At 65.1% G+C, this 15,547-nt stretch carries 15 protein-coding genes; 2 read left to right on the top strand and 13 right to left on the bottom strand.

Annotated elements, in window-relative coordinates; all coding sequences use genetic code 11:
* Positions 1–43 precede the first annotated feature (43 nt).
* From CRO48_RS14465 to CRO48_RS14410, 13 genes are all read right to left on the bottom strand, one after another.
* Positions 44–484 carry a hypothetical protein gene (locus CRO48_RS14465; RefSeq protein WP_097140446.1) on the bottom strand — a complete coding sequence of 147 codons (441 nt, stop codon included), beginning with the start codon at positions 482–484 and terminating at the stop codon, positions 44–46.
* A 134-nt stretch (positions 485–618) separates the two neighbouring features.
* On the bottom strand, positions 619–786 hold the full coding sequence (locus CRO48_RS32205; protein ID WP_169800605.1) for a hypothetical protein: 168 nt from the start codon (positions 784–786) through the stop codon (positions 619–621).
* 281 nt (positions 787–1,067) lie between these two features.
* Complete coding sequence (locus tag CRO48_RS14460) at positions 1,068–1,490, bottom strand: type II toxin-antitoxin system VapC family toxin (protein WP_097140444.1); 423 nt, start codon at positions 1,488–1,490, stop codon at positions 1,068–1,070.
* On the bottom strand, positions 1,487–1,741 hold the full coding sequence (locus CRO48_RS14455) for a FitA-like ribbon-helix-helix domain-containing protein (RefSeq protein ID WP_097140443.1): 255 nt from the start codon (positions 1,739–1,741) through the stop codon (positions 1,487–1,489). The genes CRO48_RS14460 and CRO48_RS14455 overlap by 4 nt, the downstream gene beginning before the upstream one ends.
* A gap of 86 nt (positions 1,742–1,827) precedes the next feature.
* Positions 1,828–2,754, bottom strand: coding sequence for a DUF2493 domain-containing protein (locus tag CRO48_RS14450; protein ID WP_097140441.1), 927 nt, complete (start codon positions 2,752–2,754; stop codon positions 1,828–1,830).
* A gap of 349 nt (positions 2,755–3,103) precedes the next feature.
* Complete coding sequence (locus CRO48_RS14445) at positions 3,104–4,138, bottom strand: DUF7146 domain-containing protein (protein WP_097140439.1); 1,035 nt, start codon at positions 4,136–4,138, stop codon at positions 3,104–3,106.
* Positions 4,138–8,457 carry a strawberry notch family protein gene (locus CRO48_RS14440; RefSeq protein ID WP_097140437.1) on the bottom strand — a complete coding sequence of 1,440 codons (4,320 nt, stop codon included), beginning with the start codon at positions 8,455–8,457 and terminating at the stop codon, positions 4,138–4,140. The genes CRO48_RS14445 and CRO48_RS14440 overlap by 1 nt, the downstream gene beginning before the upstream one ends.
* 158 nt (positions 8,458–8,615) lie before the next feature.
* Entirely contained in the window at positions 8,616–8,912 is a 297-nt protein-coding gene (locus CRO48_RS14435; RefSeq protein ID WP_097140435.1) for a hypothetical protein, read from the bottom strand.
* Complete coding sequence (locus CRO48_RS14430; protein ID WP_097140432.1) at positions 8,909–9,175, bottom strand: DUF6117 family protein; 267 nt, start codon at positions 9,173–9,175, stop codon at positions 8,909–8,911. The genes CRO48_RS14435 and CRO48_RS14430 overlap by 4 nt, the downstream gene beginning before the upstream one ends.
* On the bottom strand, positions 9,172–9,588 hold the full coding sequence (locus CRO48_RS14425) for a hypothetical protein (RefSeq protein WP_097140430.1): 417 nt from the start codon (positions 9,586–9,588) through the stop codon (positions 9,172–9,174). Before CRO48_RS14425 ends, CRO48_RS14430 begins: the two co-directional genes overlap by 4 nt.
* A 131-nt stretch (positions 9,589–9,719) precedes the next feature.
* Complete coding sequence (locus CRO48_RS14420; protein WP_097140428.1) at positions 9,720–11,846, bottom strand: ParB/RepB/Spo0J family partition protein; 2,127 nt, start codon at positions 11,844–11,846, stop codon at positions 9,720–9,722.
* 228 nt (positions 11,847–12,074) lie between these two features.
* A complete protein-coding gene (locus CRO48_RS14415) occupies positions 12,075–12,575 on the bottom strand; it encodes a hypothetical protein (protein ID WP_097140426.1) in 501 nt (166 codons plus the stop codon).
* A gap of 115 nt (positions 12,576–12,690) precedes the next feature.
* Complete coding sequence (locus CRO48_RS14410; RefSeq protein WP_097140424.1) at positions 12,691–13,641, bottom strand: ArdC family protein; 951 nt, start codon at positions 13,639–13,641, stop codon at positions 12,691–12,693.
* A gap of 239 nt (positions 13,642–13,880) precedes the next feature.
* On the opposite strand from CRO48_RS14410, the gene CRO48_RS14405 reads away from it, so the two are divergent.
* The gene (locus CRO48_RS14405) at positions 13,881–14,474 is read left to right on the top strand and encodes a DUF6088 family protein (protein ID WP_097140422.1); all 594 of its coding nucleotides are present in this window, start codon (positions 13,881–13,883) and stop codon (positions 14,472–14,474) included.
* Positions 14,467–15,483, top strand: coding sequence for a nucleotidyl transferase AbiEii/AbiGii toxin family protein (locus tag CRO48_RS14400; RefSeq protein ID WP_097140420.1), 1,017 nt, complete (start codon positions 14,467–14,469; stop codon positions 15,481–15,483). Before CRO48_RS14405 ends, CRO48_RS14400 begins: the two co-directional genes overlap by 8 nt.
* The last annotated feature ends 64 nt before the right edge of the window (positions 15,484–15,547 follow it).

The raw sequence follows: 15,547 nt of genomic DNA, 5'->3' as shown, positions 1-15,547 counted from the left end.
AAGGCATGTGCCGCTGGATCCCGCCGCGATGGGCGCTGCGGGTTTAGGCGTGGGACACATGCTCGGCAGATGGGCCGGAGGCCGCCATTCCAGTGATGCGCGCGAAGGCGACGATGCCGACCGCGATCGCTCCGATGACCGAGAACACGGTCTGCCATGTCTCCGACGGCATGGTGTGCTTCACGATGCCATGGGTGGCATGGAACCCGGCGACGACGGCCGGGGCGACGAAGGCTGCGGCGATGAGCAGGCGTGCCCAGGTCGGACGGACGGTGGCGAGCAGGAATTGGCCGATGCCGAAGGTCAGGCCGGCGGCGACAAAGCCGACGACAATCGCGCCGAGCCAGCCCGCGCCGGTGCCGTAGGCCCATGTGCCGGCAGACACGCTCGCGAAGAACGGAAGAGCGAACACCGCAAGCGTGAAAAGGAGCCAGCAGAGGAAGCCGATGGCGGCGATGCTGAGGAGAATGCCGATGAAGATCATGGTGGTGTCTTTCGTCAAATGTCAGACGGACGCGCCTCCACCACCACCACGGCGCACATGCGAGATTAGCAGAATTCGAGCCACGGGGGGAGCAGAAGCGTGAAGCGTCCGCCGACTGCGCGACCCGGTTCGCCTCAGGAGGCGAAGGGGTCAATTTCGCCGACGATGGCGTTTTCATCGCCATCATATTCCGACGCTGGGGTGACGGAGAGCGTGCCGTCTCCGGCGCGATAGATGACGATGGCCGCCATCAGGGTTGTAGCGAGGCTGAAGGCGAAGGCGTGAGCGGTTTGGAAGGGCATCGACCTGGCTCCTGTTTGAGCGGAGGTCCATCCCCCGCTGACAGGCGCCCGAAGAGTTCGGCCGGTGGCCGCAATCACCGTGCAGGCGAAGCCGGAGCGGCGGCACGCTATGCGTAGTCCGACCCTTTACGGGTTGATGGCGTCAGGCCATCGGCTGAACCCAAGGATCAGCGTCTTGAAGCGGGGGTGGTCGTCCGATCAGGAGACCGGGTTGTCTGCATGCAGCGAGGACTGTTGCTGCCGGCTCGGCTGACCTCACCTGCGCTGCCGGTGGCCGGATGTCAGCGCCCGGCCTTCCAGGGATCGATGACCGTGACATTCGCAGCCTCGAATGCGCTGTTGTCGCGCGTGGCGACGGCAAAACCCTTGGCGGCTGCGACCGCCGCGATGTAGCCGTCGGGAGTAGGGAAGCCTTTCCCGGCCGCTCGGGCTTTGACAGCGAGATCCGCATAGCGGCGCGCAGCATCGACATCGAACGGGAGGACGCGGTCCGCGAACAGTTCCATCACCCCATCTAGAGCTTCGGTGAGACGCTCCTTGCGCTTGCCGTCGGGGAGCGCGCCGATGCCGAACATCAGCTTGGCGATGGTGACGCTGGAGAGAAAGAGTGTTTCCGCCGCCTGCTCGTCGAGCCATGCGCGCACGGCCTCGTCGGGAGCGGGCTTCATCGCCTCCGATACGACATTGGTGTCGAGGAGGATCATTCGAAGCTCATCGGCTTGGCGGGTGCCTTGTCATGAGCCTGGTCGAGGGCCTCGACATCCTCATTGGTCAAGCCGAGGCGGCGGCTGCGTTCCGCGAGCGCCGTGCCGAGCCGGAGGCGCGTATTGGGACGAACAGCCATTTCGAGGATGTCGCGCATTTCCGCTTCGGCGCTGCGGCCGTGCTGCGCCGCCCGCACCTTGAGGGCGCGATGCGTCGCGTCGGACAGATTCCTGATCGTGACTGCGGGCATGATAGCGCCTCCTGCAAGTTTGATAGCGGTGATAGCATCATATAAGAGTTGCTATCATTTTTCAAGGCAGCCGGTCCCGGCGGCGCTCACGCGCCGCCCGAGCCGAACCGATAGACCGGGATGCCCATCTTGCGGGCCTTGTCGGCCAGGTTGTCCTGAATGCCCGTACCGGGGAAGATCACGACCCCGATCGGCACGATGCTGAGCATCTGGTCATTGCGTTTGAACGGTGCGGCCTTGGCGTGCTTCGTCCAGTCCGGCTTGAAGGCGACCTGCGGCACCTTGCGGCTGTCGGCCCAGCGGGAAGCGATCTTTTCGGCGCCTTTCGGAGAGCCGCCATGCAGCAGCACCATGTCGGGGTGCTTGGTATAAATCTGATCGAGCTTGGCCCAGATCTGTTTATGGTCGGCGGTGTCGCCGCCCGAGAAGGCGATCTTCGGGCCGGCGGGTACTAGCACCTCGGTATCCGCGCGCCTCCTGGCGGCGAGGAAATCCCTGCTGTCGATCAGCGACGCGGTGAGGTGGCGATGGTTGACCCGTGATCCGGTGCGTTGCGACCAGGGGGAGCCGGTGGCGACGAGGTAGCGTCCAGCGGCGGCTTCGCGGAAGGTTTCCATGCCGTCGCGGCGGTCGATCAGGTTCATGCCGATGTCGATGAGGCGCTCGAGCTGAAGGGACTTCACCTCGGAGCCATCCTGTTCGCGCTGAAGCTGCCTTTGCGCCTGCTCGTTGTCGTCGAGCTTCTGTTCGATGCGGTCCACGGCACGGTGGAACATATTGACGGTCGACCAGAGGAGATCGGGGAGATCGAAGTCGAGGCTGGTGTCGGTGATCGTGGCGACCAGGGCGTCGAAGATGTCGGCGACGGCGCCTTCGATGATGCGGTCTTCAGGTGGCGGGCGCTGGTCCAACTCGTCTTCGGAGGGGCGGTAGCCGTGGAGCTGCAAATCCTGGATCAGATGGTCGGTCGGGGATGTCTCGTGGTGCGGTTCGTAGTCGTCATGCTCGCTCATGGGATGCTCCGTCGGCAAGGACCGCGACCGTCGCGGCCTTCATGGCGACGAAACCGTCGGGCGGGACGGACCTGCACCCTGAGAGCGTGAGCCGAAGGGCCGAAGCGTCAGCGGAGGATGGCGAAGGCCGGCGATTTTGTTTCGCGATGGAAAGGCGCATGTCCACCCCGCGCGGCCTGCCGCGCGGGGTGGACATGCGCCGCCGGAAAATCGTCGGCCGCAGCCATTGCCTTGTCCGGCCCGGCTGATGGCCGATCGCCCTCTCGAAGGCCGAGGCGCGGTCCTTTTGCCGTCACTGGCGCATCGTTGCGGGCATGGCGGCTGTACGCCGCTCCCCAATCCTTTCCGGCTAAGCGGCCAGGTTCATGAAGCGTACGACGTCGTCTGGAGCGAGCTGCACTCGAACGCCTGCCCGAAGTGCGTCGATACCGAGCCGCCGCAAATCCTCGTTGAAGTCCCCGAATGCCGGCGACAATGGAATGGCCTCGATTCCCTCGGCGTTCGCCCGTTCGATCAGTATGTCCCGCGCGCCGTCACCGGCCGGATCGTCGTCTCGGACGATATAGAGTCGCCGCAAAGTCGCCGGGAACAGGATGGCGGCCAGATGTGCTGCCGAAAGCGCCGGCGCCATCGCCATATCGGGCAGAACCTGCCGGAGCGACAGCATGGTCTCGATACCTTCGCCTGCCGCCATCACGCTGCCGGGCGCACCGATGCGGACGGCATTGCCGAGGAGATCGCCCATCGCCTTGCGCGGTGTGTCGATGGGGGCTTTGTCGGAGCCGTCAGGCGCGAGCCAGGTGCGGTGCGCGCCGGTGATCTTGCCAGCGAGGTCGGTGACGGCGGCGATCATGGCGGGCCAGGTCTCGGTCGGGCCATCGTCGGGCTTGTAGTAGCAGCGGGGGTGGAAGCGCAGGTTTCCGGTTCCGTGCAAAAGCGCAATGCCGCGTCTGCGCAGATAGGTCTGCACAATGGTCCCGGTGATCGGCTGCGTCATGGCGATGAGACGGCGTGCCGCCTCGGGCGAACCCGATGGCGCTGGCGCCAGTCCGCGGCGTGATGCCCGCTCCGGTTCGGGGTGCGGCAGGCTGAGGAAGGTGCGCGCCTCTTGAGCAACGTCTGCGAAGTCGATGAGGCCGAGCGATTCCCGGATAATGTCGAGAAGGTCGCCATGTTCGCCGGTGGCGGCGTCGGTCCATTTGCCCGCTGGTCCCTTCGGTGTGTCACGCAGGCGCACGAACATGGAACGGCCTGCGGCATTACGAGCATCGCCAACCTGCCAGTAATTGCCCTGCCGGTGGCCGTTGGAGAGATAGTGGCGGCAGACCGCCTCGGCCTGTCGGCCGAGACGGTGTGCCAGTTCAGAAGCGTCCCGCCGAGCCATCACGCTGCCTCACGCTCGCTGATCCGCTCGACCGGATAAGTGGCGAGCAGCTTGCCTATGATGGCGGGACCAGAGGCATCGACCGGAACGAAGAAGCGCAGCTTCCACGAGATGATCTCGCTGAAGAGGCCATAGGCGCGCAGGCGATCCCGCATGGTGTCGGTGAAGCCGGACAGTTCGATCCGGTTCGCGCCCATGACGCGCGCGCGGCGAAGCTGGAGCCCGCTGGCCAGGTCGAGGATGGTGCGACCGTCCACCAGAGCGGCGTAGGCATCATCGCTGCTGAGGTTGGCCGTTCCCGTCGAGACGGCATTCATGGCCCAGGCGGGCGAAACCCGCCGCCCGATGATGCGTTCGCCATCATCGGTCTGGAGCCGATAGACGCGCGTCGACTCGTTCGGCAGGCGCTTCCACACCGGCAGGAGCAAACCGCTGACCATGTGGATGGCGCCATCGGTATAGGCTGGCACTTCGGCGACTTCACGTTGCCAGACCGCTGCAAAGCTGTCGCGAGCGGTTTCCTGCCAATGGCTGTCTTCCATCATGGCGAGGCTTGCGTGGTGCTGTTCCATCGGCCGGATCAGGCGGACACGGCGCTCGATCTCGCCGTCGTCGAGCATGATGGACGGCGCCGGCACCTGGACAGCAGCGCGTCCCGAACGCGCGTTGATGAGCAGCCGGGCATGCGGATCGTCGAGCCAGTCGAGCGCCGTATCGAGCGTGGTTGGCTGGTTTCGGCGGCGCTCGGTGATGGTGAGCAGCCGCGTTTGTGCGCCCGTTGCCGGATGGGTGTAGATGGTCGTGCGCTCAGCGACGACGAAACTCTCCGCCGTCAGCGTTTCCAGCCCGACGTCATAAACGCCGCTGGCGATGGCTCCGGCCACCTTGGCGTCGAGCAATTGCTCGAAGGCGGTGAAGAGGATGCCCTGAAGCTCGATGGTCAGCGCCAGCAGGCGGTTGAGGAACGTGGTGATCGGCGGCAACTCGTCCTTGATGCCGCCCTCGTCGGTCAATTTCAGGCCGGTCGCGGACTCGAAGCGACCCAGCGAGCAACCCTCGACCTTGCCGCGAACGATCAGGAGATAGAGCTGCCGCAGCGCATCGCGGGCGTAGCTCGATTCCAGATTGTCCTCCGGCCGGAACAGACCCTGGCCGCCGGTCTGGCGCTGACCGCGCGTGATCGCGCCCAGCGTATCGAGCCGGCGTGCGATCGTGGACAGGAAGCGTTTCTCGGCTTTGACGTTCGTGGCGATCGGGCGGAACAGCGGCGGTTGCGCCTGGTTGGTGCGATTGGTGCGGCCCAGACCCTGGATGGCGGCGTCGGCCTTCCATCCGGGTTCGAGCAGATAATGCACGCGCAGACGCTGGTTCTTTGCTGAGAGTTCGGCGTGATAGCTGCGGCCGGTGCCGCCGGCGTCGCTGAACACGAGAATGCGCTTCAGGTCGTCCATGAACGCAGCCGTCTCGGCAAGGTTTGCGGATGGCGCGCGGTTTTCGACGGCGAAGCGTTCTCCCTTGCGGACGATGCGCCGGGAGCGGCCAGTCACCTCGGAGACCATATCTGTGCCGAAGCGCTGTACGATCTGGTCGAGCGCCCCCGGCACGGGAGGCAAAGACGCAAGACGTTCGATCAACTCGTCACGGCGCGCGACAGCTTCGCGGCTCTCGACGGGGTGGCCGTCGCGATAGACCGGGCGCGAGGACAGATTGCCCTCGCCATCCGTGAACGGCTCGTAGAGCTGGACCGGGAAGGAATGGGCCAGATAGTCCAGAACATATTCGCGCGGCGTGATGTCGACGCGAATATCGTTCCATTCCTCGGTTGGGACTTCCGCCAGCCGGCGCTCCATCAGCGCTTCGCCGGTCGAGACGATCTGGACGACAGCGGCGTGGCCATCATCCAGGTCACGTTCGATGGACCGGATCAGCGTGGGCGTTTTCATCGAAGTGAGCAGATGGCCGAAGAAACGCTGCTTGGCGGACTCGAAGGCCGAGCGGGCGGCGGACTTGGCCTGGCGGTTCAGTGTGGCTCCCCCGCTATCTGGGCTGCCGGTTATGTTGGCCGCCTGCATCGCGGCGTCGAGATGATTGTGGATGACGGCGAAGGCACTGGCGTAGGCATCGTAGATACGCCGCTGCTCGTCGCTCAGGGCGTGCTCGATCAGCTCATATTCGACGCCATCGTAGGAGAGCGATCGGGCGGTATAGAGGCCCAGCGCACGCAGATCTCGGGCGAGCACTTCCATGGCCGCGACACCGCCGTCCTCGATCGCCTCGACAAATTCGGCGCGGGTGGCGAAGGGGAAATCCTCACCGCCCCACAGGCCGAGCCGCTGGGCATAGGCGAGATTGTGGACGGTGGTCGCGCCGGTAGCCGACACATAGACGACGCGCGCGTTGGCCAGGGCATGCTGAAGCCGAAGGCCCGCACGTCCCTGCTGCGAGGCGGCAACGTCGCCGCGTTCTCCCTTGCCGCCTGCGGCATTGGCCATGGCGTGGCTCTCGTCGAAAATGATCACTCCATCGAAATCGGAGCCCAACCATTCGACGATCTGCCGGACGCGGGAAACCTTCTCACCACGGTCGTCGGACCGTAGCGTGGCATAGGTTGCAAACAGGACGCCTTCCGAAAGCGTGATCGGCCGCCCTTGCGGGAAGCGCGACAGCGGCGTGACCAGCAAACGCTCCATGCCGAGCGCGGACCAATCGCGCTGCGCGTCCTCGATCAGCTTGTCGGATTTGGAGATCCAGACCGCCTTGCGGCAACCGCGCAGCCAGTTGTCGAGGATGATGCCGGCAGATTGACGTCCTTTGCCCGCCCCAGTGCCGTCGCCGAGCATGAAGCCGCGCCGGAAGCGCACGGCGTTTTCGTCATCGGGCTTGGCCGCCTGCACGAGATCGCAGGTCGCATCAACGATCCAGGAGCCGGCGAGGAAGCCCGAATGGGCTTCGCCGGCATAGATGACGGTTTCGAGCTGGGCGTCCGACAGGAGATCGGTGATGTTCGCGGGCAGCATCGGCCGATAGGCAGGCTTGGGTGGTGCAACGCTCGCCATGGCCGCCGACTGCACGAGCTTGGTGGGGTGCGCCTGAGAACTGGCAATACGGATCGACTGCAATCCATATTCTTCATAAATCGCGTCCGTGAGGTGGGCGCCTTCCGGCGGTGTCCAGTCCATCGTGTCGTAGGCGAGTTCAACGCCCTGCGGGTCCATGGTGGAGCGTGCGGCCGGACGCTCCGTGGCGGCGCGCGCGAGATAACCCCGCACGGTGCGGGGCGCCGAGCCCGACACGGGCGGCGCGATGTCGGGCAGAGCGACCGGCAGGCGCGGTGGAATCTGCGCTTCGATCCACGCGAGCAGCGTGGCGACGTCGGGCGCAACGCCAGCGGACCCAGGGAACGTGGCCGGGTCTTCGGCCGGCAGCTTGTCGATGACGGTCAGCCGCGTTTCGATGCTCGTGCCGTGCTTGGCATAGACGGAGCCGTGGATCGCCGCGGTGAAGACGACGCGCCCACGCCCCTGAAGCCGAATGAAGGTGTCACGCCAGGCCGGTTGCTCGGGGCCGAAGTTTGCGCCGGTGATCGTCACCAGACGTCCACCATCGGCAAGCCGCGCCAGGGCCGAAGCAGCATGACGCGCGGCGGCGTCGGCGACCCGACCAGAGACGTGCGCCATCACCGAGAAGGGCGGGTTCATCACGATGACGGAAGGGATGGCGCACGCCGGAAGGTGGTCGTCGATCTGGGCGGCGTCACACCGCGTGACGGCAAGGGCTGGAAAGAGCTGGCCAAGTAGATCAGCGCGGGTTTCCGCCAGTTCGTTGAGGAGCAGCGAGCCTCCGCTGATCTCGGCGAGGATGGCGAGAAGACCCGTGCCTGCCGACGGCTCCAGCACAATGTCGTGCGGTGTGATCGCGGCGGCCGCGATAGCGGCGAGGCCGAGCGGGACCGGCGTCGAGAATTGCTGAAGCGCCTGGGCTTCCTCCGAGCGACGGGTGTGTGTCGGCAGAAGGCCGGTGATTTTCGACAGGGCGGCAAGCCGTGCAGCCGGAGTGCCGGCTTTACGGAAAAGCGCACGTCCGTATTTGCGCAGGAACAGGACGGTCGCGCCTTCACAGGCTTCGTAGGCCGTCTTCCAGTCCCAGGCGCCGCTCGTGTCGGAAGCCTCGAAGGCCGTTTCCATGGCGATGCGGAGATTGGCGTTGTCGATCCGCTGGCCGCGTTCGAGCATGGTGAGAAGCTGATGGGCGGCGGCGATGATGGCGGACGCGCGGGCAACGGGCGCAGCCGGACCGGCCACGGGGGACATGATGTTCATGGATCGGAACCTCGGGAGAGCGGGAACGGCAGGCCCGGACGGCGCTCTCTCTCGACCGCCCGAACTCAAACCCGTCCCGGCTGCCCTCTCACTCTCGAACACGTCGCTGCCGACATGAAAAAAGCGCCTCGGCCGAGCGGCAGAGGCGCTTTGAGGGGTCAGGCCCAGTGCCCGTTGGTGATCTCGCGGGCGACGAGCCTGCGCGCTTTGCGGATCAGGTCATCGCCGCTGGTGTCGATGTGCCCGAAGAACCGGGCGCGCGCCCCGTTCGCGTTCCAATCGGCATAGGCGCAATATTCGCGAGCCTCGGCCCGGAAGGCCCGCATGTCGCTGGCCCAATGGGGCTTGGGCTCCACGACGACGGTGATGCCGTCTCTGGTTTCCAGCCAAGGGAGAGACCGCTCGGCGGGCGGGCGGTCGTGATCGGCGGCGAAGATGGCGTCGATGTCCATCATGACGCTTCTCCCAGCGTACCCGGATGCATGAAGCCGCCAGGATCGCCGGGGTTGGGCGGCAGATAGGCGTCATAGGGATTGCCGTCAGCGAGGTGGCCGAAGGGCGTGAAGACGAAATCACCATCGTCTCGTCCCACCGCGCAGATGACGTAACGCGGAGCGCCGGTCACGGCATCGAGGCATTCCATGAGCGCAAGGTTGCCGTCACCGGCAGCGCGCAGCAGCGTCTGAAAATTGCTCCGGGCATAGGACGGGATGCTCATAGCGGGCCTCCCTCGTCGGAGAGGGTCTGGTCGAGCCAGCCATCGGTGTAGATCCAGTCCACGGTCTCTCCGGTGGCGAGATCGAGGACATGCGCACCGCCGCCGAAGCCGTCGAGCCGGGGCTTCGAGCAGGTGTTGGCATATTGGACCCCCCAGCGGCCGGTCAGACCGAACTCTGCGGCACAGCGCTTCACGAACTGGATCAGGCGCTCGGGATCGCCGGTGACGTCGTCGTGCATCCAGAGCTGCGTGCCGCCATGCTCGGGCTGGATCGAGAGGAGGAAGCCCTCGGAAGGCGGTTCCTCCGATGCGCCGGTCTCGGACAGGCGGTTATAGAGGTTGAGCGCGCGGGCGGCGTTCTCGGGCGTGCCGACATCGAGCAGGCATGAGAAATGGGTGAAATAGTCGGCCATGACGGGCTCCTGAAACGGAAATGCTCGGTCCGCACGGCACAGCCACGCAGGCTGTCGACCGTGGGGCCGAGCGGTGTGGAAGATCGGGGTGAGATGCGCGGGACGAATGGAGCCGCCCCGCGCGATCCGCGCTATTCGGCGGCGACGGCGTGCTGGACCTCATCCTCGTCGTCGGCGGTATCGTCGTCTTCGCCGCCCTCGGTGAGGAAGTCCGGCAAGGCGGTGTCCTCGCCTGGATCGGCCTGATCGTCGGGACCAGGCTGATCGCCATCGATGGACGCGAGGCGCAGCGGTTCGGGCAGCCAGCCACTGTCGGCCAGAAGGCGTTCGGCTTCCTTGGCCATGTCGCCCTTCTTCATGTGGTCGATGAGCTGCGCGGCCCGCTCGCCGGCGCCTTCGCGGACGGCCTCGAGAATGCGGGGCTTGGTCACGCGGCCGAGATAGTTGCTGACCGTGGGCTTCCAGCCTGCGGCCACCATGTCCATGCCCGTAGCCCGTGCGAGCCGGTCGGCCTGCGCCAGACGCACGTCGAGGCCATGCTGGCTGACGCCCGAGCCGGAATAGGGGTTCGGACGTTCGAATAGCGCATTGACGCCGTAGCTGACGCAAAGCGCCAGAAGTTCCAGGCGCGTGCCGTCATCGAGATCGGTCAGCCAGGCCCAGAGCGCCTCATCGTCAGCGGGGATGTGATCCCCCCAGCGCTCGTGGCGATCGTTGACCGCCTGCGCCGATGGGCTGTCCTTCAATTCCTCGGACTGGGCCGAGAAGAAGATGTGGCGGACATTGGCCTCGAGGCAACCGGACGGGTTGGTGTGGATGAAGGTGTCGCTCAGAAGCTTGTGCAGCAACATGGTCATGGCGACGTGCGGATGTTCCGCCAGCGCGTTGCGAAGCGCCAGGGTGCGATGGGCGGTCAACTCGATCACGAGACGCTCGGGCAACGGCTTGATGCCGTCTTCCTCATCATCCTCGGGCTCGGCGGGCTTGCCACCGATGGTGATGACCGCGCGTTGGACGGCCGGCGTATCGGGCTGGTCGCCCTCGGACGCCTCGCCATCGGGCTCGGCCTGGGGCTCATCCTCGGCGCGGACATAGCCGCGGTCGATCGACAGCGAGCCGTCGACGTCGAGGCTGACGAAGGCGCCGGCAATTGCGATGTCGGCCTGATCGTAGCTGACGGGGCGGTTCTCGAAGGCCTCCAGAGCCTGCTCGATCTCGCCGAGACGTTGATCGATCACGTCTGGCAACTCGTCGGCCTCGGAATATTCCGCTTCGGTCCGGTCATATTCCTCGCGCAACGCTTCGCGGGTCGCACGCTCCTCGTCGGACAGATCGACTGCAACGCCGGTGAGTTCACGAAGGCCGTGGTCGTGGCCATAGGGGAAGCTCACCGCGACCTCGATCCACTTCCAGCCTTCCTCGGCGATCTGATCGGCGGTGGCTTTCAGCTTCTCCGCCACCATACGGTCGAGCAGGACGGGGTCTTGCAGCCAACCGCCGTCGTCGGACTGGAACAGATCGCGCAGTACGATGCCGCCTGCGGCCTCGTAGGCATCGACACCGACGAAAATGGCCCGCTTGTCCGAGGCGCGAACCGCGGTCTCGGTCAGCATCCGCCGGATCTGATAGGGCTCCTTCTGCCAGCTATCCTTGATCGCGTCCCAGACCTGTTCCTGACGGGCATGGTCGGGGCTGACGGTGAAGGCCATGAGCTGTTCGAGCGTCATGCCGTCATCGGCATAGATTTCGAGCAGGGTCGGCGAGACGGAGGTGAGGCGCAGGCGCTGCTTTACCACGGTGACGCTGACGAAGAAGGCGGCGGCGATGGCCTCCTCGGTCATGCCCTTGTCGCGCATGGCCTGAAAGGCGCGGAACTGGTCGAGCGGATGGAGCGGTGCGCGTTCCATGTTCTCGACCAGCGACACTTCGTCGACGAGGATGTCGCTGTTGGCGTCGCCGATGACGCAGGGCACCGTCGCCGTCTTGGCCAAACGCTTCTGCTTCACGAGCAGTTCGAGTGCGCGATAGCGGCGACCGCCGGCCGGCACCTCGAAAATTCCGGTCTCTGCGCCATCGGCGTCGAGGACCGGACGGACATGAAGGCTCTGAATGAGGCCGCGCCGGGCGATGGACTCGGCCATTTCCTCGATCGAGACGCCGGCCTTGACGCGGCGGACGTTGGACTGGCTCAGCACCAGCTTGTTGAAGGGGATGTCGCGCGCCGACGACAGGGTAATCTTCTGGATGGCAGTCGCCATGTTCGTTACTCCGCGACGGGCGGCCGGGAGACTCTCTCTCGACCTCCAACCCGTCACGAAGCGAAGCGCCGCCCTCTCACTCTAAGAAGGGCAGCGCCGCAGAAGCGGAAAAGCGTGCAGCCGGAGCCCCGCTTTCCCGCCTTTCCGGATCGTCACGCCGCGCGAGGTCTCCCATTAATCGGGCCACACACAATCCATTCATGTCGGAGTGCGGCTTGCTATCGCCGGCTACGCTTCCACCAGCGACCAGTCGATGCGTAGCCGCTTCCCCCTTCCATTGCCTTTGGGGAGGGCTTTGCGGTCGATCAACTTGCCTCGCACCTCAAAATCCGCGTTGATCTTCACGATCAGGATTTTGCTGAAATTGCGCTCAAGATTGATCTCGACAACATCGCAATTCTTGAATGGCGTGATGGTTTTCACCTCAACGAAGTCATTGCCAAGACGGCCATCGGACCCTTTGGCGTAATTGCGGTGCAGCTTGATGCCATGGGTGATCGCACCATACAGCTCGCCAATATCACCATATACTTGCAGGTGTCTGCCGGTGAGATGGTAGTATTCCTCGGCGGTGCCGATCAACGACTCAAAGACCGATACAAGCGACAGGTCCGCATTCGGATAGCGCGCACGCCACTCTTTATATTGAATCTGCTGATTGATTTCGTCCCAGCTCACCCATTCACCATCATCCCATATGGCGTTATCTGGCCCCAAGGTGTTTTCCATCACGAGTTACGAATCCCACTGCGTCCTGTTGCCTGCAAAGGCTGGGGGAAGTCTACAGCAAGGTCAGTAATGGACTGTTAAGCCTTGCGTGGGCCGATTTCACCATGTGTGTCCATCACGCCGCTTCCCGTCCGTGGCCGGCCGTGCCGACATCGGCGTCGGGCAGGAAGCCGAGCAGCCAATCGGCCGCCTTGCTGGCCTGGGAGGCGGCGCGGACGATGGCACGATTGTCCTCGCGCAGCACCTCCAGCCAGGCGCCGATATAGTCGGCATGGCGGACGGTCGGTACGATGCCGAGAGACGCGCAGCAGAAGGCCGCGTTGATCTCGGCCACCAACTCCTCGAAGGCGTATTTCTTCGTGCCGAAACCGCCGGTCAGATCGCGACCGAGCCGGGAGGCATGGCCGCTGGCGTGCCCAAGTTCGTGCAGGGCCGTGCGGTGCCAGTTGATCGGCTCGAAATAGGCCTGCGGTGGCGGCACCTGCACATAGTCGTGCGCGGGCACATAGAAGGCGCGATCGCCGCCGATGCGGAAATCGATGCCCGTCGCTTCGATCAGAGCCTCGACGCGCGGCTCGATGAGGCCAGGCGGTGGCGGTGGAGCGATGGCGGCGATGTCGTCCGGCAGGCCGTCGCATTGCGCGGCGTTGAAGACGGTGAAGCGCTTGAGGAACGGAATCGCGGCGGCGTCCTCACCAGTCTCGCGGGCTCGGCGCTTCTCGTCCTCCGGCGTGAAGCGGTCGGCATAGACGACGGTCGTGCCGTGCTCGCCTTTGCGGACATTGCCGCCCAGCGACAGCGCCTGGCGGAAGGTGAGCCAACTCTGGTCGGGGAAGCCGTGCTGGATCACCGCCCCCCAGAGGATGAGCACGTTGATGCCGGAATAGTGCCGTCCGGTCGCAGCGTTGCGGGGCATGGCGAGCGGCGCCTTGGCCGCGGCCGAGCCCCATGGCTGGACCCAGGGAGCACGGCCCGCCTCAAGCTCAGCGATGATCTTGTCGGTGATGTCGTCATAGAGGCTCGTCCGGCCTGAGCCGGCACGGGAACTGTGGTTTTTCCTGAACATCGCGGATCTCCGCGACGGGCGCCGGAGACCTCTTCTCCAGCCCTCGACCCGTCACGGGAAACCCGTCCGCACTCTCACTCTATGGGGGGCGTTGCGGGGATCTCCCCGCAGAAGGGGTCGGGCGAGACCCAACGCTCGACCGCAGGGGAAGGCTTTCCCCTTGTCCCAGCTTTCCGTCCCGGATGTGTTTCCTTGAAAACTGTCAGAAAACTGCGTATGTTCCTGACAGGAGAAAGACGATGACACGGCTGACCGAACAGATTCTGTCGCATATGGCGGGTTTGCCCGAGGGCGCTTCTGTGTCCGCTAAGGGGCTGCTCCATCTCGGCAATCGCGCCGCGGTAGACCAGGCCTTGTCGCGTCTGGCCGAGCGCGAACAACTCATCCGGGCTGGGCGCGGTGTCTATCTCCGTCCCGTCGCCAGTCGGTTCGGGACGCGCGCGCCGTCGGTCGAACAGGCTGTGGAGGCCCTTGCCAGCCAGCGTGGCGAGACCATTGTCTCGAACGGTGTGGCGGCCGCAAACGCGCTTGGCCTGACGACGCAGGTGCCGGTTCGCTCGGTCTATCTAACTTCCGGGCGCAGCCGGAAGATGAATCTCGGCAAGCAGGTCGTGGAATTGCGCCATGCCCCGCGCTGGCAATTGGCTCTGGCCAACCGGCCGGCGGGAGAGGCCGTCCGGGCCTTGGCCTGGCTCGGCCCGGAGAAAGCCGAAACTGCGCTCAGGACATTGAAGCGAAAGCTGCCGCCCGGCGCCTTTGGCGAATTGGTGGCGGCCGCGCCGCAGCTTCCGACATGGCTGGCGCAGAGTGTCGGGAAGGCGGCCTATGGCTGAAACCTTCCTGCTCCTCTCGGCTCAGGATCGCCGCGACGCCCTTGGCGTCGCGGCGGATCGTTCGGGGCGGCCCGCGCATCTGCTCGAAAAGGACGTCTGGGTGGTGTGGGCGTTGAGCATGCTCTACACGGCGCCGCTTGGTGAGCATCTGGTGTTCAAGGGCGGCACATCGCTGTCGAAAGCCTATCAGGTCATCCATCGGTTTTCGGAGGATGTGGATCTGACCTACGACATTCGGGCCATCGCGCCCGACCTGGTCGGGGACAATGGCGAGGGCCTGCCGAAAACGCGAAGCGAGGAAAAGCGCTGGTCCAGCGAGGTTCGTCGCCGGCTACCGGAATGGGTTGGCGCTGTCGTGCAGCCGGTAGTCGCCGACGCCCTGGCCACGGAAGGTCTGGCGGCGACGATCCGCGTCGAAGGTGATCGGCTCTTTATCGACTACGAACCGACCGCAGTCGGATCGGGCTATGTCGCCCCCAGTGTCATGCTGGAGTTCGGCGCGCGGTCGACGGGCGAGCCGGCCAGTTTGCGCGATGTTGTCTGCGATGCCTCTGGCCTGATCGATGGCCTGATATTCCCGACAGCGCGTCCGCGCGTCATGCACGCCGAGCGGACGTTCTGGGAGAAGGCGACCGCCATCCATGTTTTCTGCCACCAGGACCGGCTGCGTGGGGACCGCTTCGCCCGGCATTGGCATGATGTCGCCCGGCTCGATGAAGCCGGTCTTGCGGACGCTGCCTTCGCGGATCGCGATCTGGCGAACGCGGTCGCTCGCCACAAGTCGATGTTCTTTGCGGAGAAAGCGGCTGATCGCTCGCCGATTGATTACGGGGCAGCCGTCAATGGCGGCCTGCAACTCGTTCCGGCTGGCGATGGCGCGAAGGCGCTGGAGGATGACTATGCCCGCATGGTCGAGGATGGGTTGCTCTTCGACGACGCGGAGCCGTTCGAGGCGCTCATGGCGCGGTGCGCCGATATAGCCGCGCGCGCGAACAGCACGGCCAAATAAGAAACTGGGGGATCGGGGGGAGATGAGCGACATCGAAAGGGATGAAAATCCCCGATTTCTGTGG

Source organism: Rhizobium subbaraonis (genome assembly GCF_900220975.1).
GTDB lineage: Bacteria > Pseudomonadota > Alphaproteobacteria > Rhizobiales > Rhizobiaceae > Mycoplana > Mycoplana subbaraonis.
The sequence above is the reverse complement of the archived record's forward strand: the minus strand, read 5'-3'. Positions and strand labels throughout refer to the sequence as shown.